At 40.4% G+C, this 19,743-nt stretch carries 18 protein-coding genes and 1 riboswitch; of the genes, 11 read left to right on the top strand and 7 right to left on the bottom strand.

Annotated elements, in window-relative coordinates; translation table 11 throughout:
- Positions 1-87: 87 nt before the first annotated feature.
- From GPW69_RS07845 to GPW69_RS07825, 5 genes are all read right to left on the bottom strand, one after another.
- Positions 88-714, bottom strand: coding sequence for a histidine phosphatase family protein (locus GPW69_RS07845; RefSeq protein WP_029752197.1), 627 nt, complete (start codon positions 712-714; stop codon positions 88-90).
- Between the two features lie 2 nt (positions 715-716).
- The gene (locus tag GPW69_RS07840) at positions 717-1,199 is read right to left on the bottom strand and encodes an aminoacyl-tRNA deacylase (protein WP_044764122.1); all 483 of its coding nucleotides are present in this window, start codon (positions 1,197-1,199) and stop codon (positions 717-719) included.
- Positions 1,199-2,041, bottom strand: coding sequence for a DUF368 domain-containing protein (locus GPW69_RS07835; RefSeq protein ID WP_024410120.1), 843 nt, complete (start codon positions 2,039-2,041; stop codon positions 1,199-1,201). The genes GPW69_RS07840 and GPW69_RS07835 overlap by 1 nt, the downstream gene beginning before the upstream one ends.
- A gap of 102 nt (positions 2,042-2,143) precedes the next feature.
- Positions 2,144-2,692, bottom strand: a complete 549-nt coding sequence (gene thiT / locus GPW69_RS07830) for an energy-coupled thiamine transporter ThiT (RefSeq protein ID WP_074391755.1) — start codon at positions 2,690-2,692, stop codon at positions 2,144-2,146.
- Between the two features lie 58 nt (positions 2,693-2,750).
- Positions 2,751-2,846, bottom strand: a riboswitch (TPP riboswitch).
- Positions 2,847-2,869: 23 nt separating this feature from the next.
- The gene (locus GPW69_RS07825; protein ID WP_024406698.1) at positions 2,870-3,724 is read right to left on the bottom strand and encodes a glycoside hydrolase family 25 protein; all 855 of its coding nucleotides are present in this window, start codon (positions 3,722-3,724) and stop codon (positions 2,870-2,872) included.
- A 112-nt stretch (positions 3,725-3,836) separates the two neighbouring features.
- Between GPW69_RS07825 and GPW69_RS07820 the strand changes: the two genes are divergently transcribed.
- The 8 genes from GPW69_RS07820 (at position 3,837) to tpiA (ending at position 12,821) form a co-directional block, all read left to right on the top strand.
- Positions 3,837-4,340: a hypothetical protein gene (locus tag GPW69_RS07820; protein WP_171841474.1), complete on the top strand. Its 504-nt coding sequence runs from the start codon at positions 3,837-3,839 to the stop codon at positions 4,338-4,340.
- Entirely contained in the window at positions 4,337-4,702 is a 366-nt protein-coding gene (locus GPW69_RS07815) for a DUF4430 domain-containing protein (protein WP_044764127.1), read from the top strand. The genes GPW69_RS07820 and GPW69_RS07815 overlap by 4 nt, the downstream gene beginning before the upstream one ends.
- A gap of 136 nt (positions 4,703-4,838) precedes the next feature.
- Positions 4,839-6,053, top strand: a complete 1,215-nt coding sequence (gene ftsW / locus GPW69_RS07810) for a cell division peptidoglycan polymerase FtsW (RefSeq protein WP_011922075.1) — start codon at positions 4,839-4,841, stop codon at positions 6,051-6,053.
- Positions 6,054-6,073: 20 nt separating this feature from the next.
- A complete protein-coding gene (gene ppc, locus GPW69_RS07805; protein WP_074391756.1) occupies positions 6,074-8,770 on the top strand; it encodes a phosphoenolpyruvate carboxylase in 2,697 nt (898 codons plus the stop codon).
- A gap of 116 nt (positions 8,771-8,886) precedes the next feature.
- Positions 8,887-9,390, top strand: coding sequence for an RNA polymerase sigma factor (locus tag GPW69_RS07800; protein WP_044753624.1), 504 nt, complete (start codon positions 8,887-8,889; stop codon positions 9,388-9,390).
- Positions 9,371-10,342 (top strand): anti-sigma factor, encoded by a 972-nt coding sequence (locus GPW69_RS07795; RefSeq protein WP_044753626.1) that lies wholly within the window; start codon positions 9,371-9,373, stop codon positions 10,340-10,342. The genes GPW69_RS07800 and GPW69_RS07795 overlap by 20 nt, the downstream gene beginning before the upstream one ends.
- Positions 10,343-10,697: 355 nt before the next feature.
- A complete protein-coding gene (gene tuf / locus GPW69_RS07790; RefSeq protein WP_012775011.1) occupies positions 10,698-11,894 on the top strand; it encodes an elongation factor Tu in 1,197 nt (398 codons plus the stop codon).
- 174 nt (positions 11,895-12,068) lie between these two features.
- Complete coding sequence (tpiA, locus tag GPW69_RS07785) at positions 12,069-12,821, top strand: triose-phosphate isomerase (protein WP_004298713.1); 753 nt, start codon at positions 12,069-12,071, stop codon at positions 12,819-12,821.
- Between the two features lie 157 nt (positions 12,822-12,978).
- On the opposite strand, the gene yidA is transcribed toward tpiA, so the two are convergent.
- Both yidA and GPW69_RS07775 read right to left on the bottom strand, forming a co-directional pair.
- Positions 12,979-13,788 carry a sugar-phosphatase gene (yidA, locus tag GPW69_RS07780; RefSeq protein WP_024377408.1) on the bottom strand — a complete coding sequence of 270 codons (810 nt, stop codon included), beginning with the start codon at positions 13,786-13,788 and terminating at the stop codon, positions 12,979-12,981.
- Positions 13,778-15,091 carry an HD domain-containing protein gene (locus GPW69_RS07775; protein WP_074391757.1) on the bottom strand — a complete coding sequence of 438 codons (1,314 nt, stop codon included), beginning with the start codon at positions 15,089-15,091 and terminating at the stop codon, positions 13,778-13,780. Before GPW69_RS07775 ends, yidA begins: the two co-directional genes overlap by 11 nt.
- Before the next feature lie 98 nt (positions 15,092-15,189).
- Here GPW69_RS07775 and GPW69_RS07770 point away from each other — a divergent pair, with 98 nt between their 5' ends.
- From GPW69_RS07770 to GPW69_RS07760, 3 genes are all read left to right on the top strand, one after another.
- Positions 15,190-16,077 (top strand): sulfite exporter TauE/SafE family protein, encoded by an 888-nt coding sequence (locus GPW69_RS07770; RefSeq protein ID WP_074391758.1) that lies wholly within the window; start codon positions 15,190-15,192, stop codon positions 16,075-16,077.
- Between the two features lie 11 nt (positions 16,078-16,088).
- Positions 16,089-16,475 carry a YwiB family protein gene (locus tag GPW69_RS07765; RefSeq protein ID WP_074391759.1) on the top strand — a complete coding sequence of 129 codons (387 nt, stop codon included), beginning with the start codon at positions 16,089-16,091 and terminating at the stop codon, positions 16,473-16,475.
- A 209-nt stretch (positions 16,476-16,684) separates the two neighbouring features.
- Positions 16,685-19,369, top strand: a complete 2,685-nt coding sequence (locus GPW69_RS07760) for a cation-translocating P-type ATPase (protein WP_074391760.1) — start codon at positions 16,685-16,687, stop codon at positions 19,367-19,369.
- Positions 19,370-19,743: the final 374 nt, after the last annotated feature.

The following is a 19,743-nucleotide window of genomic DNA, read 5'->3' as shown; positions in this document are numbered from 1 at the left end:
CCAAAGTCTGTTATTTCTATTTTATCATAGAAGAGAGAAAAAATCAGTATAAATTGCTAATAGGATAGGAAAAAACAGCAGAAAATTCTACTGTTTTGCTTTATAGCTGGTATCATTCCAAGCTAATTCTGTAAAGTTTTCGAAATCGCTTGTTTCTAAAATAGTAACCGATGCATTATCCAAACCACCTCGGTGACGCAGTTGGGCTGGTGGAAAACCAAGCAGGCGATGGATAGAAGCGGTTAGAAAGGCACCATGGCTGACGATGAGGACTGTTTCCAGGTTTTCTTCTTGAAGAGACTGGATAAAATCGACCATTCTCTGTGTGACCTGATGGACAGATTCGGCATCAAAGACATCGTGTTTAAATCGTGCTAGATTATGTTTGAGTGCCCAGGCTTGTTTGGGGTAGATGGCACGAAAAATTGCCATCTTGCTTCCTTCTAGCGTTCCAAAATTCCATTCACGTAGTTGTGGCGTGGTTAGAACGGTTTGGCAATGGTGATTGGCTTTGGCAATTTCTACGGCAGTGCTATGTGCGCGCTGCAAATCACTAGAATAAATAGCATCAAAGGGGATTTCAGCAAGGTATTTGCCGAGTTTTTCTAAATCCTGATAAGATTCGGGCAAGAGAGCTGAATCTCCAGAATAGCCTTGAAAGCGTCCCTCTAAATTCCATTCGGTCTTACCGTGACGGACAAAGTAGATTTTCAAGTCTAGTCCCTCCCTTCAATCAAATCGGCAAAGTCAGCTTTTACAAAATCAGCTAAAACCTGGCTATCAATTTTAATCGACCGACCAATTTCACCAGCAGAGACAATCAAGTGACCGAGTTCAAGGGCAGACTGATCAATATAGATTGGGAAATTATGCTTCTGACGAATGCCCACGGGATTGTTGGCACCGTGGACGTAGCCAGTTGTCTTTTCCAAGTCCTTTTGCGGAATCATGCTCACTTTTTTATTGCCAGAGATCTTGGCTAATTTTTTCTCAGACAGGTGTTCTGTAATTGGGACAATGCCGATAATTGGTCCAGTTTTATCCCCAGTTAATGCCAGTGTTTTGTAAATTTCGTGTTCTTCAATTCCTGGTGGCAATTGGCCATCGAGGGCATTTAAAACAAGGCTATCATGATCGATCTTAGCCTTGTCTAATATTTGGTCCACCAAGGTTTTCTTTATTTTAACCTTTTTTGCCATTATTTATATTTTTCCTCAAGTTTACTCATCCAAAGCCCTAACCATGCGCCTAGTATAAATAGGACAATAGCAGCAATCCATGTAACAAAGTTCGCTCCAGCATAGGAAATTGATTCTTTATTACTTGCTTGTGGAATCAAAATTAGCAGAGTAGAAGATGAGACGATACCAATAATAAAGTGATAAACACGTGAATGGTATACTTTCAGAGCGTGGTCCATTGCTTTTGAAAATGCAACCATTGCAAGAACGCCACCGATTGCGATTGGTAGGAAGGTGCCGAATAGATCAAGTGATTTGAAACCATTTAGCATTGGCGTGTAGATCCCCAAAATTAATAGCAAGTTTGAAGGGCTGAGTCCAGGAACAAGTACCCCTAAAGCAATCAAGGCACCTGCCAAGACAAAACTTGCAAAATTTGCTGGAAGCGTTCCTACAAGATCGCTTAAATTGTAAAGTAGGAGACCAGAAATGATGAATGTCCCAATCAACCAAGCTAAATCAATGCTATCTCGTTTGCTCTTTTGAGTTGATTCTTTAAGCAGGCTAGGAATAGTTCCCACGATTGCTCCCGCAAAGGCCCACAAAACTGGGACTTGGAAATGTTGCAAGAGATACTCAACTGGAAATGAAAAGAGTGCGATTCCCAAAATTCCACCGATTCCTACAGGAACAAAATAAAGAAAGTTTTCCTTGAAATCTTTTCGAATATTTGCTAAAAATCCAATTAGTCGCTCATAAATTCCGAGGATAGCAGCGAGTACTCCCCCAGAGACACCAGGTAAGATAAAGCCGAGTGCGATAATCATACCTTTAATAATTCTTGAAATCCAAGAAGCCATAATTTCCTCCAAAATGTATTATAACGCTCCTATTATAGCATAAAGCAAGTAAAAATAATTAAAAAGACTGCCTGTTAGATAAAATCCAGCAGGCAGTTTTGATTAAAGATTGTAAAAAACTGGTCTTGCTCTATAGAGTAAAATGAGCAGAATAGAGGCAATTGCAGTGGAAGGAAGAATATAGCTGATATTGTAGGTAAAGGAATAGAACCAGACAGGCATACCATCTGGGGCGTAGTCTGCGTAGAAAATAATTCCTGATAAGAAGGTGGCTATCAATCGGATGCTTCCTCCTAGAAAACTAGCCAGAGTAATGATGAGAGTAGCATTTTTAAGATCTTTTTGTTTGGATAGGGTGGGGGCCACTAAACCTGCTAAACCAATTCCGGCGTAAGAAAGTGCATAGTCAAGAAAAACTTGAAAAACGTTTAGGAAGTAGCCACCGTAGAAAAGTTGAATGGTTCCGACAATACCACCAGTAAGAACCCCCACCCCTAGTCCGTGGCGTAGAGCAAGCAGTAGGATTGGAAGCATGACTAAAGACACGGATCCACCTTGGGGCATTGTAAAGAGCGGGATTTTGTCAAAGACGAGGGCAATTGCAGAAAAGATAGCGACTTCGGCTAGGATGGGTAATTTTGATGTGGACATAAAAAGACTCCTTTGTAGATGGTCAACAAAGGAGTCTTTATAGCAGAGTATAGTATCATTCTATAAAGCACACAATTCCTACGCTAGTTTTAACTAGATCAGGTTCGAGGATTTCGCAGTTGCGATCTCAGCCGAAGCACTCCTTTGTGTATATGTAATTAGTGAAATTGTATCATTTTATTCGGGTGTTGTAAATAGTTTCTGATAAACTTCGTTAGGATCTTTGAGTGTAGTAATGAGGTTTAAATCCAAATGGTGTTCAAATCCGTTGACATACCCACGTGATGTGTACTGGTGGAGATCGTAATCCAAATCAGTATTTGGAGCGGCATTGTAGTAGCCAGAATCATCACCATATGTAGGAATCCAGACTGCATCGAATTTATCCACATTGATGCTATGGTCCTCCATGAAATAGGTTCCGACGTAAATTCCAATGTTTTTAGCACCGAGAGTTTCTAACTCTTTTCGAAAAGCCTCCACTCCAGCATTCATATCATCCATGGTATATTCTTCAACGTCTAACCAATAGAAGGTTGGCTTGTATTTATTTGCGGCCTTATAAAAGCTTCGAGCTTCCTCCTGCATGCTCTCAATACTATTTCCCGTGACATAGGCATAGACAGCAACAGGGATATTTCTTGCTTGGAATTCTTTAATATGGGTATCAAAGGATTTATCTAACCCGTTTTTATCAGTTGCTGTATTTTCGTTTTTAGTGTGTGATCCACTTTGAATACGAACGATTGCGCCAGAAATATTTTTGCTAAGAGTATCGTAGTCAATTTCAGACGGTCTCTGCCAAGCAGAAACGTCGACGATAGGTTTCATTTCGAGCGCATTTGCAATGTAATAACTTGAGCTAGAATTTGTTGGTTTAGAACTTGTACTGGTGTTTGATTGTGTGACTGCGGGTTCGTTAGCTACCTCCGTCTTATTTACAGTATTTCCAGTCACCCCAGTGATGAAAATAAGAGCAAAGAAGGAGAGGAAAAAACCAACAACAATCATCGGATTTAGTTTCTTTCTCATCTCCTCAATTCTACCGTAAAATCATGAAAAAATCAAAAAAATACGATTCAAGAAATAGTAAAAGATTATCTGAACTTGACATAATAAAGGGAATAAGGTAGGCTAAATTGGTATGCATGACAAAAGTGAAAAAGTAAGACGTGTTAGTCAGCTAGTTGTTCTGTCCTCTTTGACAATTGTTTTAAGGGTGGTTTTTGGGCCATTTCCCAATATAAAGCCTCTTACGGCTATTTTCCTCATTGTTCTGTCCTATTTCAGTTTGCTGGAGAGCTGGACATTGATGATACTAGCGATGGTAGGGAGTGGCTTGCTTTTTGGATTTGGAACAGTTGTTTTGTGGCAAGTTCTTAGTTTTGCTTTAATCCAATTTATATGGTGGTTGGCAATCGGTCCTTTTATCAAAAAAGAGAGCATTTCCTTGTGGCTACAGAGTCTTCTGGCGGGGATTCTTGTCTTTTTATATGGGCTAACGATAAGTTTTTTATCTGCTACACAGTTTGGGATTTCCCCTATCGTCTTCTGGCTTAATGGTCTAGTTTTTGATAGTTTACACGCGGCTTCAACAGTTTTGTTTTATCCAATTATTGATTATATTTTTAGGAGATTTTATAAATGAAAAAAATTAGTATTATGTTGACGGTTATCTTCTCGCTCTTCTTGGCTGCTTGTACAAACACTAATGAGAAACAGAGCAACTCGGCTATCGAAGTCACTTTGCAGATTACAACCAAGGACAAAGAGAATCGTCAGGAAGTTACTGCGGAAGAAGGTGATAGTATCATGGATGTGCTTAAAGAACATCATGACATTGTAGAAGACAATGGTTTGATAACAGAAATTGATGGTGTTAGCCAAGATGCGAGTACCAATACATACTGGATGTATAAAGTTAATGGCCAAATGGCTGATAAAGGGGCGAAAGACCTTACAGTTGCGAATGGGGATGAAATTGAATTTTATCTTGAAACATTTGAATAGATATGAAAGGCTTCGGCCTTTTTCTTGTTGACAAAAGTTAGTTCCGAATGTTTGCAGAGCAACTTAGAAAGTGATAAGTATTTTTATACAAAGTATGCTATAATAAGAGCTATACTCGAAGAAGGTTGGATAAGCAATGAAGATTGACAAACGCCAGTTGTTGAATTACTCCATACTGATTCCCTATCTCATCTTATCGGTGATTGGGTTGGTCATGGTCTATTCGACAACCAGTGCTACGCAAATTATTAATGGTGGAAATCCATTTAGAACAGTGATTAACCAGGCAGGATTCTGGATTGTCAGCTTGGTAGCAATCTATACGATTTATCGTATGAAATTAAGTTTTTTACGCAAGAAAGCCGTTATCTATTCGGTTATTTTGGTAGAAGTATTTCTGTTAGCTATTTCTCGGTTGTTTCCTCCGATTAACGGGGCTCATGGCTGGATTCCTCTGCCGATTGCAGGAACCTTGCAGCCGGCAGAATATTTGAAATTAATAATCATTTGGTATCTGGCACATGAGTTTGCAAAACAACAGGCGGATATTCGGACTTATGACTATGTATCGTTGATTAAAGGAAGTTGGATTCCGAAAGAGTTTACAGATTGGCGGGTGGTCAGTCTGCTCCTCCTTGGTCTAGTTGCAACACTGCCAGACTTGGGGAATGCGACGATTATTGTGCTGATTATGGTCGTGATGATCAGTGTGAGTGGGATTGCCTATCGCTGGTTTTCAACAGCGGTTTTGGGAATTGTGGCCGCCTCAACAGTTATTCTAGGAACGATTCGTATTTTGGGTGTAGAAACGGTGGAAAAAATTCCGCTCTTTGGTTATATTGCTCGTCGTTTTGCGGCCTATTTTGATCCATTTGGTAATGCCACCAACTCAGGTCTTCAATTGACTCATTCTTACTATGCGATGAGTAACGGTGGATGGCTTGGACGTGGCTTGGGAAATTCGATTGAGAAAAAGGGGTATCTACCAGAGGCCCACACCGACTTTGCGTTTTCGATTGTCATTGAAGAACTCGGTTTTGTCGGAGCTAGTTTAATTCTAGCCTTATTGTTCTTTTTGATTATTCGAATTATTATTGTAGGCGTCCGTGCTCGTAGTCCATTTAATGCGATGATGGCACTTGGAATGGCAGGTATGCTTCTGATTCAAACATTTGTCAATATCGGAGGAATTTCGGGAATTATTCCTGCAACGGGGGTAACTTTCCCCTTCTTGTCACAGGGGGGGTCGAGTCTTTTGATTATTTCCATCGGGATAGGGTTTGTTCTGAATATTGATGCTAGTGAAAAACGTCGATTAATTGAAGAAGAAATAGAGCGTACGCTAATTTAGAGATAGGAAAGAGGTAGGAGATGGCTATTCAAAAATTAGAAAACTATAATAACAAGGAAGCAATCCGTGAAGAAGTAACGATTCTAACATCTATTTTGGAAGAAGTAGCAGCCCAAATGATGCCTGCAGAGACTTTTGCTAAAATTGTAGAATTATCTCAATTGTCTCGTCAGGATGATTATCAGGCATTGATTGCTATTATCAGTCAGTTGAATAATGATGAACTAGCAGTTATTTCTAGATATTTTGCTGTTTTGCCACTTTTGATTAATATATCAGAAGATGTTGACTTGGCCTATGAAATCAATCATCAAAACAATATTGAACAAGACTATCTTGGCAAGATTTCAACAACAATTGATATGGTTTCCAAACAAGAAAATGCAGCTGAAATCCTTGAAAAGTTGAATGTTGTTCCAGTCTTGACAGCCCATCCTACTCAGGTTCAACGCCAGTCTATGCTTGATTTAACCAAGCATATTCATGAGTTGCTTCGTCGTTATCGCGATGTGAAATTGGGCTTGCTCAATAAAAACAAATGGGAAGATGAGCTCCGTTGTTACATTGAAATTATCATGCAGACGGATATGATTCGTGAGAAGAAGTTGAAGGTAACCAACGAAATCACAAACGTTATGGAGTATTACAATTCTTCCTTTATTAAGGCTGTCACTAAGTTGCAGCGGGAATACAAACGTTTGGCCGCTGAGAAAGGAATCGCCTTAAATAACCCTCGTCCAATTACAATGGGGATGTGGATTGGGGGAGACCGTGATGGGAATCCATTTGTTACTGCAGAGACCTTGAAGCTGTCAGCCTTGACTCAGTGTGAAGTCATTATGAATTATTACGATGAGCAACTCTATAAACTCTATCGGAATTTTTCGCTCTCAACTTCCATTGTAAATGTATCTACAGCGGTTAAGATGCTGGCGGATTTATCTGAAGATAGTTCTGTCTACCGTGAAAACGAGCCTTATCGTCGTGCTTTTCACTATATTCAGATGAAACTTGCAAATACAAGAGATTATCTAGTTCACAATAAGCCGTCAGATGTTCGCTATAGTAATGTAGCCGAGTTTAAAGCTGATTTATTAGCCATCAAACAATCTTTGATTGAAAATAAATCTATGGCGCTATTGAAAGGTGATTTTACAGAATTACTTGAAGCGGTTGAAGCGTTTGGTTTCTACCTAGCTAGTATCGATATGCGCCAAGACTCTTCTATTCATGAAGCAAGTGTTGCGGAATTATTGGCTTCTGCCCGTATCGTAGAAGACTACTCCAGTTTATCTGAGGAAGCTAAATGCCATGTTCTTTTGAAACAGTTGGAAACTGATCCACGCATTCTTTCTGCAACGCACATGCCAAAGTCAGAACAATTAGAAAAAGAACTGGCTATCTTTGCTGCTGCGCGTGAATTGAAAGATAAGCTAGGTGAGGAAATCATCAAGCAACACATTATTTCACACTCGGAGAGTGTTTCTGATTTGCTGGAATTAGCTGTCCTATTAAAAGAAGTTGGTCTAGTAGATGTCGATAAGGCCCGTGTTCAGATTGTTCCACTTTTTGAGACAATCGAGGACTTAGATAATGCACCTGATACCATGCGTCAATATCTGCAATTAGATTTAGCGAAACGTTGGATTGCAGGCAATAAATACTACCAAGAAATCATGCTTGGCTACTCAGATTCCAACAAGGATGGTGGCTACCTATCCTCCGGCTGGACACTCTACAAAGCACAGAATGAATTGACGCAAATTGGTCAAGACTACGGAGTAAACATCACCTTCTTCCACGGTCGTGGTGGTACTGTTGGTCGTGGTGGTGGTCCTTCCTACGATGCGATTACATCTCAGCCATTTGGTTCCATCAAGGACCGGCTTCGTTTGACAGAACAAGGCGAAGTGATAGGCAATAAATATGGTAACAAAGACGCAGCCTACTATAATTTAGAAATGCTGGTATCTGCAACGCTTGACCGTATGGTCACACAAATGATTACCGATCCAAATGAAATCGATGGCTATCGCGAAACCATGGATGAAATTGTATCAGATAGCTATCGTATTTATAGAGATCTTGTGTTCAATAATCCACATTTTTATGATTATTTCTTTGCCGCTAGTCCAATTCGTGAAGTATCAAGTCTGAACATTGGCTCACGTCCAGCGGCTCGAAAAACCATCACAGAAATCGGTGGTTTGCGTGCGATTCCATGGGTATTCTCCTGGTCACAAAACCGTGTTATGTTGCCAGGTTGGTATGGAGTTGGTTCAAGTTTCAAACGCTTTATTGATAAGCACCCTGATAATTTGTCTAAGTTACAAAAAATGTACGAATCTTGGCCATTCTTCCGTTCACTTCTATCAAACGTGGATATGGTATTGTCTAAATCCAATATGAATATCGCATTTGAATATGCTAAAATGTGTGAAAGCGAAGAGGTACGAAATATCTTCCATGTCATTTTAGATGAATGGCAGTTGACCAAAGAAATCATTTTATCAATCGAGCAAAATGATGAGCTTTTAGCAGAACTGCCGTTCCTAAAAGCCAGTCTTGATTATCGCATGCCTTATTTCAATGTGCTCAACTATATTCAGATTGAATTAATTCATCGTCTTCGTCGTGGAGAATTGAGCAAAGAACAAGAGAATCTCATTCATATTACCATCAATGGTGTGGCGACAGGTTTGCGCAACTCAGGTTAATACCACTACAAAACAACTTCTTCGGAGGTTGTTTTTTTCTATTCTAAAAATATATAATAATTATAAGAAAGCGTAACCAAATTATCCCTTATTCGTTTTATTAGTGAAAGGAGGAGATGAGTATCAAACTTGATCAATATGAAAAAGAAGTCATTGGTATTGCAGAGGAGATTTCCTACTATCTGCAAAAATCAGGAGCCAGCCCAACTGACAGTCAGGATATTGCCCAAGATGTTCTAGTCAAATTGCTTGAATCTGATATTGTCCTTCCTTTTGAAAAACTAAGAGCTTGGCTTTACCGTTCTGCAGTTCGGGCTTACATTGACAAATACAGGCGAGACAAGCACTACCATGAAATTTTACAAAAGGAGTTTTTTACACCTGAAAATTTTTTGATCTATGACCAAGAAGGCTATGAGGAACTCTATCAAGCTGTTGCAGACCTGCCAGAAAAATCCCAGCAAGTGATTGACCTCTATTATTTTCAGGATATGAGTATCAAGGAGATTGCGCATATTTTAGGTGCTGGTCAAAGTTGGGTGAAAATCAGCCTTTACCGAGGACGCAAACAGTTAAGGAAAGCATTAGAAGAGAGAGGATATGGATATGAAGACTTTTGAAGAGGTAACGAAAAGGAGTAAGCGGAAGAATTTATGGAAGACAATAGGGTTGTCATCGCTCATCGGTTTTATCTTATTATTGATTGGCGTTCAAACCGTAAAAATAATTGTCGGTGCACGAGAAGGTCGTGAGGTGTGGGAACAAACGATGCTAATGGAAATCGCCTATCCAAATATAAATCATGATGGCATTAAAATCCAAAGCACAAGTTATGTATCTGGAAAACTCTACTTCAATTTGTACAAGGATTTAGACGGTGTTCCTATGGCTTTTGGTCAGCATGAAATTTACTATGACCTGTTTGATAGTCATTATGACTTTGCCCAGCATATACCTGGGAATACCCTCAAATACCTATATGATCATACAACCAATACCAAGGTACCTGTTTTTTACAATAAGAATCAGATCGTGTGGAGTGAGTCAGAGATTGCTAAAGAATTGCCTTATCTAAGAGAAATGAGTGGTCAGCTAGTAGAAGTGGCTATTTCCTTTGATAAGAAGTACAGCTTGGCAGAGATTAAGGAGATGATTCCTAGCAACCTCAAGCAAAATTGGTATTGGATAGGGACAGAAGGGAAGCAGAGTACCCATTACTATCGTCCAGAGCAGCTTTTGGGATTAGATCCAGAGGATATTCAACTGGTCTTTTCGGATATGCCTGGAGACTATATGTCAGGTATGGACTATATGAAAGAGTTCTTAGAATCGGGAGATCAGAAACGAGCGCAGTATTTGGACATACCTGTGGATGACTTGCAAGCCTTTGTCGATAAGTTTGGTAACACCGACTTTACCAAACAAGAAGAGATTGATCAGTTGGAGTTCGCAGGCATTATCCTAACAGGAAAAGCAGAAGACTTTGCTCAGTTGGAAGGCAAGGACTGGATTTATTCTTCTAGTATTGGCGCGTCCATTCCTATTCAGCCTTATTATCAACTGCATCATTAAGTGAAAATAGTCAATATATTTTCAATACTTATAGCAAGAGGCTTGCCAGGGAGTCGTAGGATGACTGAACGGAGAAAGGTCTGTTGCAGTAGTCTCGTATTTGTGGCACCTTGTAGCTATGGTAACATCAATATCCCTATAGAAGTGAGGTGTTTTTAGTTGAGTAATAGGTTAAAATGGGTTGATAAAAAAAGTTATGAGCGAAGCTAATAGCCCTTGCAGAAAATGGATAAAATAAAAAACGATAGAAAATGCTTGCAATTCTGCTACAATTTGATAGAATAGTAAGGTAAAGTTAGACTGTATTGCCTACTGTCTATCTATAAAATATATTTTATTGGAGGCTTTTACCAAAATGGCAAAAGAAAAATACGATCGTAGTAAACCACACGTTAACATTGGTACAATTGGACACGTTGACCACGGTAAAACTACTTTGACAGCAGCTATCACAACTGTATTGGCACGTCGCTTGCCTTCATCAGTTAACCAACCTAAAGACTATGCGTCTATCGATGCTGCTCCAGAAGAGCGCGAGCGCGGTATCACTATCAACACTGCACACGTTGAGTACGAAACTGAAAAACGTCACTATGCTCACATCGACGCTCCAGGACACGCGGACTACGTTAAAAACATGATCACTGGTGCTGCTCAGATGGACGGTGCGATCCTTGTAGTAGCTTCAACTGACGGTCCAATGCCACAAACTCGTGAGCACATCCTTCTTTCACGTCAGGTTGGTGTTAAACACCTTATCGTCTTCATGAACAAAGTTGACTTGGTTGACGATGAAGAATTGCTTGAGTTGGTTGAAATGGAAATCCGTGACCTTCTTTCAGAATACGATTTCCCAGGTGATGATCTTCCAGTTATCCAAGGTTCAGCTCTTAAAGCTCTTGAAGGTGACTCTAAGTACGAAGACATCGTTATGGAATTGATGAACACAGTTGATGAGTACATTCCAGAACCAGAACGCGACACTGACAAACCATTGTTGCTTCCAGTCGAGGACGTATTCTCAATCACTGGTCGTGGTACTGTAGCTTCAGGACGTATCGACCGTGGTACTGTTCGTGTCAACGACGAAATCGAAATCGTTGGTCTTCAAGAAGAAAAATCTAAAGCAGTTGTTACTGGTGTTGAAATGTTCCGTAAACAACTTGACGAAGGTCTTGCCGGCGATAACGTTGGTGTGCTTCTTCGTGGTGTACAACGTGATGAAATCGAACGTGGTCAAGTTATCTCTAAACCAGGTTCTATCAACCCACACACTAAATTCAAAGGTGAAGTTTACATCCTTACTAAAGAAGAAGGTGGACGTCACACTCCATTCTTCGACAACTACCGTCCACAGTTCTACTTCCGTACAACTGACGTAACTGGTTCAATCAAATTGCCAGAAGGTACTGAAATGGTAATGCCTGGTGATAACGTTACTATCGACGTTGAATTGATCCACCCAATCGCCGTTGAACAAGGTACTACTTTCTCTATCCGTGAAGGTGGACGTACTGTTGGTTCAGGTATGGTTACAGAAATCGAAGCTTAATTCGATTGAGTTCCCAGAAATAACAATTATAGTCAGACAACTTAATTGTAACTCTCTACTTTCGGGTAGAGAGTTTTTCTGTAAGTATTCATAAAATGCACAGAAATTCTTTAATCTTAGCTAAGTTTATGCTATAATGTACCTTGTACAATAAATATAGAAGAGGTAAGTGAAATGTCACGTAAACCAATCATTGCCGGTAACTGGAAAATGAACAAAAATCCTCAAGAAGCACAAGCTTTCGTTGAGGCAATTGCAGGAAAATTGCCTGCAGGCGACAAAATTGAAGCTGCTATCGCAGCTCCAGCTGTAGATTTGAACGCTCTCTTGTGGTTCGCTAAAGATTCTGAATTGAAAGTTGCTGCTCAAAACTGCTACTTTGAAGATGCTGGTGCCTTCACTGGTGAAACATCTCCAAAAGTATTGGCTGAAATGGGTGTTAACTATGTTGTTATCGGTCACTCAGAGCGTCGTGATTACTTCCACGAAACTGATGAAGATATTAATAAAAAAGCTCATGCAATCTTCCGTAACGGTTTGACTCCAATCATCTGTTGTGGTGAGTCACTTGAAACTTACGAAGCTGGTAAAGCAGTAGAATTTGTAGGTGCACAAGTTTCTGCAGCTTTGAAAGACTTGACTGCTGAACAAGTAGCATCACTTGTTATTGCTTATGAGCCAATCTGGGCAATCGGTACTGGTAAATCAGCTACTAAAGATGATGCACAAAACATGTGTAAAGCTGTTCGTGACGTTGTTGCTGCTGATTTCGGTCAAGAAGTTGCAGACAAGGTTCGCGTTCAATACGGTGGTTCTGTAAACCCATCAAACGTTGCTGAATACATGGCATGTCCAGACGTTGACGGTGCGCTTGTTGGTGGTGCATCACTTGAAGCAGAAAGTTTCTTGGCTTTGTTGAACTTCTAATATAGTCATTTAGTTTTTCTTTTATTACTTCGTTAACTCGCTTTGCCGTACTCCAGTACTGTCTGCAGCTCGTTGCCTAGTACTAAAAGTAAACTAAAAGACTATAACAAAAAGCATCGGCTTGTGAATCCGATGCTTTTTTTGATATTTTAAGAGGCTATTTCAGTACCCATTCTCTAAGAGCGTGGGCTACACCGCTCTCATCATTTGACTTCGTAATGTATTTGGCGATTTTCTTCAATTCAGGATTTCCGTTTTCCATGACAACAGGATTACCAACAACTTCCAACATTGGACGGTCATTTTCTTGGTCACCGATGGCCATGGTTTGATCCATAGTTAGTCCAAGCTTCTCAGCTAGATGAATGATAGCTTGTCCCTTGTTAACAGTTTTAGGGGTGATTTCCAAATAAAATGGTGCTGATTTTGCTACGTTGTACTTCTCAGTCAAGCTGGTCGGTAGAAGTGGAATAGCAGCATCAAGAATTTCTGGCTCATCAACCATCATTGTTTTGATGATTTCCTTGTCAGCCATTTCTTCAGGAGTGCGATAGAAAATGGGTGCACTTACTAGTGTGGATTCGTAAATGGTGTATTTACCGATGTTACGGTTGGCAGTATAGATACCTTCCTTGGTGCTGGCATGCATTGGGAGCTTGAGTTTACGGGCAGCAGATTCGATGTCAAGATAATCCTCATAAGTCAAGGTATCTTTGACAATATCCTCACCAGTTGCTGCATCTTGGACTAAGCCACCGTTAAAAGTGATGACGTAGTCACCTGCTTCTGTAAGATTGAGTTCTTCTAAAATTGCTTGAACACCGGAAATAGGGCGACCAGTAGCAATAACAATTTTAACGCCTGCTTTTTTTGCTTCTTGGATTGCTGAATGTACTTCAGCTGTAATTTGGTGTTGACTATTTAGTAGTGTACCATCAATATCGATGGCGACAAGTTTAATGCTCATTTGATTCTCCAATTATAAAATGATCGTTATGTATATGGCTGTTAAAATCAGCTATTTGAGGTGCGAAAATCCCTGTTTCTTCTAACATTTCTTTTGGGAAATAGAAACGGCTATCGCCGTGGATTGTGCCTGATAGGGAGTGAACAATTGGTGATAGAGAGGATAGTTCTACCAAGGTTTCATCTTTGCGATAAATCTCAATTTGAGTCCGTTTCTTTTCTGCATTCGGACGGTAAATGTCATACGGCAAATCGAAGTTGTGGTGAATAGCAGTATAGTATTCTGGGTCAAACCCGACATCTGCGACCAGGCTACGCAGGCGGTCCAAAGCTTCCTCTTCTTCGGCCTTGAAAGTGATGGATTTGAGCACTTTCCTATTGATATAGCGCTGGGCTAAGTCAGATAAAATATGATCTGGTCCATCTATCCATGATTGAAAGTAAGTATTCATAACTCCATCATCCAGACTGAGGTAGTCGGTTAGACGGATACGATGCTCAAAAAAAGGTAATAGCCGAGGTGAAGTTCGTACAAAAAACTCCTGTTCACTAGTATATAGTAGTTTGGCACGATTGAGTAAATTCTGCAATAGTACTTCCATAGAGCGGCTTGCTGGATGAAAATAGACTTGCATGTACATCTGGTAGCGGCTGAGAACGTAGTCTTCTACTGCATGCATACCAGATTCTTTGAAGGCGATTCCATTTTCTGTCGGGCGAATGACACGTAATATCCTAGTTAGGTCAAATTCACCATAGTTCGCTCCTGTGAAGTAGGAATCTCGTAATAGATAATCCATCCGGTCAACATCAATCTGGCTCGAAATGAGTTGAACGACCTGTTTATTTGGATAGGTGTGTTTGATAACACTAGCAACCTTGTCTGGAAACTCAGGCGAAACTTGTTTCAACAGAGCATTGATTTCCGTTTCTGGACTAGTAATAATAGCACAGGTCATTTCCTCATGGTCTGTATCAAATAGACGCTCGAAGGTATGAGAATAGGCTCCGTGTCCAACATCATGGAGTAGCGCAGCAACCATGGTCAGTAGGGACTCATTTGTATCCCATATTTGTGGATACTTGTCTTCAAATTTTTGAGTAATCCGTCTGGCGATTTCGTAGGCGCCAAGGCAGTGCGAAAAGCGGCTATGCTCGCCACCATGGAAGGTATAGGAAGTAGTCCCTAGTTGCTTGATGCGGCGTAGTCGCTGAAATTCTTTTGTATTGATAAGTTTATAAATCAGCTCATGATCAACATGTACATAGTTATGAACTGGATCGCGAAATACTTTTTCTATCATAGTTTTATTATAACAAAAAAGGGAGATAAATTCCTGATTTTTCTAAAACACAAGGATATTGCTATGTATCCAAAGGAATCTTTTGGTATAATGGAGAAATGAATAATCAAATTATCTTATTAACTATTCAGGTCTTTATTATAGCCCTGATTCTTTGGATGCTTTACACAATTCTATCCTATGCTAAAAAGCACGATATTTCTCTAAAAGAGAAATTTTGGACAGGATTTGGTATCGGTTATGTTACTGATTTGCTAGACACCTTGGGGATTGGAACCTTTGCAACGACAACCACTATGTTTAAACTGACAAAGTTGGTGGAAGACGATCGTAAAATTCCTGCGACCATGACAACGGCGCACATCATACCAGTCTTAGTAGAGGCGCTATTGTTTATTACGATAGTTGAGGTTGACATGGTCACTCTGATTGCTATGGCAGTAGCGGCATTTACGGGTGCCTTTGTTGGTGCCAAGGTAACTCAAAAATGGGATACAAAGAAAGTTCAACGAATTCTTGGGATTTTGCTAATTATTGCAGCCTGTTTCATGGTCTATCGCATGATTACTAACCCTGGCGCAGATCTTACCAATGAAGTAAAGGGCTTAACTGGTTGGAAACTGGCTGTTGGTATTGCCTTTGATTTTATGGTGGGAATGCTGATGAGTATGGGGCTGGGTAACTATGCTCCTGAGTTAATCTTCTTCTCATTGATGGGAATTAGTCCAGCGGTTGCTCTTCCGGTCATGATGTTGAATGCTGCTATGATTATGACAGCAGGTGCCAAGCAGTTTATCCAATCAGGACGAGTAAACTGGCCAGGAGTTCCAGGAATCATTGTCGGTGGGGTGCTGGGTGTTTTGACAGCCGCTTTCTTCTTATCAAATTTGGATATTAATAATTTAAAAATTTTGGTAGTCTTCATTGCAGCGTATACAGGCTTTACTCTGCTTCGTTCTTCCTTTGTTGCTAGGATTAAAAAATAGTAGGAGGATCTATGGATATTCATTTACGAAATGAAATTGATTTGGATGGGCAGATTGAGGTAGTGGATCAGCAATTTCAAGTGGAAGTTAAGGAAAAAGATGGCACTCTCTATCTCATTTATAGTAACGATGAAGCTGAAAAAGTTGTCATAAAATGTGACGAAGAAGAGTTAGTGATGACACGCTTTTCCACTCCGAAGTCTATTATGCGATTTATTTCTGGTAAAGAAGCTATTGTGACCATTCCTACACCGTTAGGAATCCAGCATTTTGTGACCGATACAAAACGTTACCAATTAAACCGTTCGGATCAAAGTGTCCAGTTGCAATATGAATTAAAGGGATTGGAGAACCAGCAAGTTTTTGCTTCCTATGATTTGGAAATCTCGTGGAAATAATCTCTTATTTCCAGAAAAATATTCTTGAATTTCTCGGGATTTTTGATATAATAGTTAACAAATCGAGGGAGTAGCTAGCGGAAAATTCCGTGATATTGTCGTCAATCCGACTTGTTTCCGGCAATATATTAAATAGCGAGACTTGTTTTAATAAGACAGGTCTCTTTTTTATTTGTTAGGTAAAAAAGAGACCGAGAAGGAGAAGGAAATTGTCAAAAGAACAAAAACGCGATTTGTTTTATACACAGAGCGAAGAGCAAGTATTGTCAAGCATGGGGTCTTCTTTAGACGGTTTGTCTAGTGATGAGGCAAGCAAACGTCTAGCAGACTACGGTCGTAACGAATTGGATGAGGGTGAAAAACGTACACTCTTAGCTAAATTCTTGGATCAGTTTAAGGACTTGATGATCATTATCTTGATTGCAGCAGCAATCTTGACGGTGATTACAGAAGGTTCACACGGTTTGACAGATGCCATTATCATCTTGGCCGTGGTTATCTTGAACGCTGCCTTTGGTGTTTATCAAGAAGGGCAAGCTGAGGCAGCCATTGAGGCGCTAAAAAACATGTCAAGCCCAGTTGCGCGTGCGCTTCGTGACAATCATGTAGTCGAGGTTGATTCTAAAGACTTGGTACCAGGTGACATCGTCTTGCTTGAAGCAGGTGATGTTGTTCCTGCCGATATGCGTTTGTTGGAAGCTAACTCCCTTAAAATCGAAGAGGCAGCTCTTACAGGTGAGTCTGTACCAGTTGATAAAGATTTGTCAGCAGTTTTGGCTGAAGATGCACCGATTGGTGACCGTGTCAACATGGCTTACCAAAACTCAAACGTTACTTACGGTCGTGGTCTTGGTGTGGTTACAAATACAGGTATGTACACTGAAGTTGGTCATATTGCTGGTATGCTTGCCAATGCTGATGAGACTGATACACCATTGAAACAAAACTTGCACCAGTTATCAAAAGTCTTGACTTATGCAGTTCTTGTAATTGCTGCGGTAACGATGGCTGTTTCGGTATTTGTACGTGGAGAAGGTATCTTACCTGCTCTTATGACTTCTGTAGCTCTTGCAGTTGCGGCCATTCCTGAAGGTTTGCCAGCTATTGTTACAGTGGTTCTTTCGCTTGGTACACAGGTCTTGGCTAAGCGTAACTCGATCATCCGTAAGTTGCCTGCTGTTGAAACACTTGGTTCAACTGAAATCATCGCATCAGATAAGACTGGTACTTTGACTATGAACCAGATGACTGTTGAAAAAGTTTATACAAACGGTCAGTTGGTGGATGCTAAAGAAGCTTTGGATGCAAGCAATACAACGCTTCGTGTTATGAACTTTGCCAACGATACAAAAGTTGACCCAACTGGTAAATTGATTGGTGACCCAACTGAAACGGCACTTGTTCAATTTGGTTTGGATCAAAACTTTGACGTTCGTGAAGTCTTGGTATCTGAGCCTCGTGTAGCTGAATTGCCATTTGATTCAACACGTAAATTGATGTCAACCGTTCACCAACAAGCTGCTGGAAACTTCTTCGTAGCTGTTAAAGGTGCTCCAGACCAATTGCTCAAACGTGTAACGCAAATTGAAGAAAACGGTACAATCCGTCCGATTACCGATGCGGATAAACAAGCTATTCTTGCAACTAACAAAGAGTTGGCTAAACAAGCCCTTCGTGTCTTGATGATGGCATACAAGTATGTGGATGCTATTCCTGAATTGGAATCTGACATTGTTGAAAACGACCTTATCTTCTCAGGTTTGGTTGGTATGATTGACCCTGAGCGTCCTGAAGCAGCAGAAGCTGTTCGTGTCGCTAAGGAAGCTGGTATCCGTCCAATTATGATTACAGGTGACCACCAAGATACAGCTGAGGCAATTGCAAAACGTCTTGGTATCATCGATCCAAACGATACAGAAGACCATGTATTTACAGGTGCAGAGCTCAACGAATTGACGGATGAAGAGTTCCAGAAAGTCTTCAAGCAATATTCTGTATATGCTCGTGTATCTCCAGAACACAAGGTTCGTATTGTTAAGGCTTGGCAAAATGATGGTAAGGTTGTTGCCATGACTGGTGACGGTGTTAACGATGCACCATCACTTAAGACTGCCGACATTGGTATCGGTATGGGGATTACAGGTACGGAAGTATCTAAAGGTGCCTCTGATATGGTCCTTGCAGATGACAACTTTGCGACTATTATCGTAGCGGTAGAAGAAGGACGTAAGGTCTTCTCAAACATCCAAAAAACTATCCAGTATCTCTTGTCAGCTAACACTGCTGAAGTATTGTGTATCTTCCTTGCTACCCTCTTTGGTTGGGACGTATTGGAGCCAGTTCATCTTCTTTGGATTAACTTGGTAACAGATACACTTCCAGCGATTGCCCTTGGTGTTGAACCTGCTGAACCAGGTGTTATGCAGCACAAACCTCGTGGTCGTAACTCAAGCTTCTTCTCAGGTGGTGTCTTGAGCTCTATTGTCTATCAGGGTATTCTACAAACAGCATTGGTACTTGGTGTCTATGGTTTTGCACTGCTTTACCCAGAACACAGTACTTATGAAGAAATCCATGCAGATGCCTTGACAATGGCCTATGTTACTCTTGGATTGATTCAGTTGGTACATGCCTTCAACGTTAAGTCTGTTTACCAATCTATCTTTACCGTTGGTCCATTCAAGAACAAACTCTTTAACTGGTCTATCGTAGCTGCCTTCTTGCTCTTGATGGCAACTGTTGTGATTCCAGGATTCAATACCTTCTTCAAGGTTTCAATCTTGACACCAACTCAATGGATGGTAACGGTAATTGGTTCAGGTCTCATGGTTGTTGTTGTAGAAATTGTTAAATTTGTACAACGTAAGTTGGGCTTGGATGAAAAAGCTATCTAATATAGTTATTCAGTTTATCTTTTATTACTTCGTTAACTCGCCTTGCCGTACTTCAGTACAGCCTGCGACTCGTTACCTGGTACTAAAAGCAAACTGAAGACTATATCATTTGAAAAAGCTCAGATTTAGTGGTCTGAGCTTTTTTCTGTACTGATAATGTATTTTGGGAAGATTCCTTGTCCCCAAAATGTAAAGATTAGAGATGTAGCAAGTAGGATTATCTTTATCATCGTAGAAAATTGGAAAAAGATGACAATTGGAAGGATAGCCAAGCTGAAATAGTAGAGGGTGAAGTACTTACTGTTTTCCATAGTCATTTGAATTAGCTTTGATACATCGTCACTTTCGCCTTGCCGTACTCTAGTACAGCCTGC

The organism is Streptococcus suis (assembly GCF_902702775.1).
Lineage (GTDB): Bacteria > Bacillota > Bacilli > Lactobacillales > Streptococcaceae > Streptococcus > Streptococcus hashimotonensis.
The sequence above is the reverse complement of the archived record's forward strand: the minus strand, read 5'-3'. Positions and strand labels throughout refer to the sequence as shown.

What these genes read in the sequence shown, in the direction of transcription:
- GPW69_RS07840 (WP_044764122.1), bottom strand. Translation starts at nt 1,199, where the DNA reads ATGGCAAAAAAGGTTAAAATAAAGAAAACCTTGGTGGACCAAATATTA.
- GPW69_RS07835 (WP_024410120.1), bottom strand. Translation starts at nt 2,041, where the DNA reads ATGGCTTCTTGGATTTCAAGAATTATTAAAGGTATGATTATCGCACTC.
- thiT (WP_074391755.1), bottom strand. Translation starts at nt 2,692, where the DNA reads ATGTCCACATCAAAATTACCCATCCTAGCCGAAGTCGCTATCTTTTCT.
- GPW69_RS07825 (WP_024406698.1), bottom strand. Translation starts at nt 3,724, where the DNA reads ATGAGAAAGAAACTAAATCCGATGATTGTTGTTGGTTTTTTCCTCTCC.
- GPW69_RS07820 (WP_171841474.1), top strand. Translation starts at nt 3,837, where the DNA reads ATGCATGACAAAAGTGAAAAAGTAAGACGTGTTAGTCAGCTAGTTGTT.
- GPW69_RS07815 (WP_044764127.1), top strand. Translation starts at nt 4,337, where the DNA reads ATGAAAAAAATTAGTATTATGTTGACGGTTATCTTCTCGCTCTTCTTG.
- ftsW (WP_011922075.1), top strand. Translation starts at nt 4,839, where the DNA reads ATGAAGATTGACAAACGCCAGTTGTTGAATTACTCCATACTGATTCCC.
- ppc (WP_074391756.1), top strand. Translation starts at nt 6,074, where the DNA reads ATGGCTATTCAAAAATTAGAAAACTATAATAACAAGGAAGCAATCCGT.
- GPW69_RS07800 (WP_044753624.1), top strand. Translation starts at nt 8,887, where the DNA reads ATGAGTATCAAACTTGATCAATATGAAAAAGAAGTCATTGGTATTGCA.
- GPW69_RS07795 (WP_044753626.1), top strand. Translation starts at nt 9,371, where the DNA reads ATGGATATGAAGACTTTTGAAGAGGTAACGAAAAGGAGTAAGCGGAAG.
- tuf (WP_012775011.1), top strand. Translation starts at nt 10,698, where the DNA reads ATGGCAAAAGAAAAATACGATCGTAGTAAACCACACGTTAACATTGGT.
- tpiA (WP_004298713.1), top strand. Translation starts at nt 12,069, where the DNA reads ATGTCACGTAAACCAATCATTGCCGGTAACTGGAAAATGAACAAAAAT.
- yidA (WP_024377408.1), bottom strand. Translation starts at nt 13,788, where the DNA reads ATGAGCATTAAACTTGTCGCCATCGATATTGATGGTACACTACTAAAT.
- GPW69_RS07775 (WP_074391757.1), bottom strand. Translation starts at nt 15,091, where the DNA reads ATGATAGAAAAAGTATTTCGCGATCCAGTTCATAACTATGTACATGTT.
- GPW69_RS07770 (WP_074391758.1), top strand. Translation starts at nt 15,190, where the DNA reads ATGAATAATCAAATTATCTTATTAACTATTCAGGTCTTTATTATAGCC.
- GPW69_RS07765 (WP_074391759.1), top strand. Translation starts at nt 16,089, where the DNA reads ATGGATATTCATTTACGAAATGAAATTGATTTGGATGGGCAGATTGAG.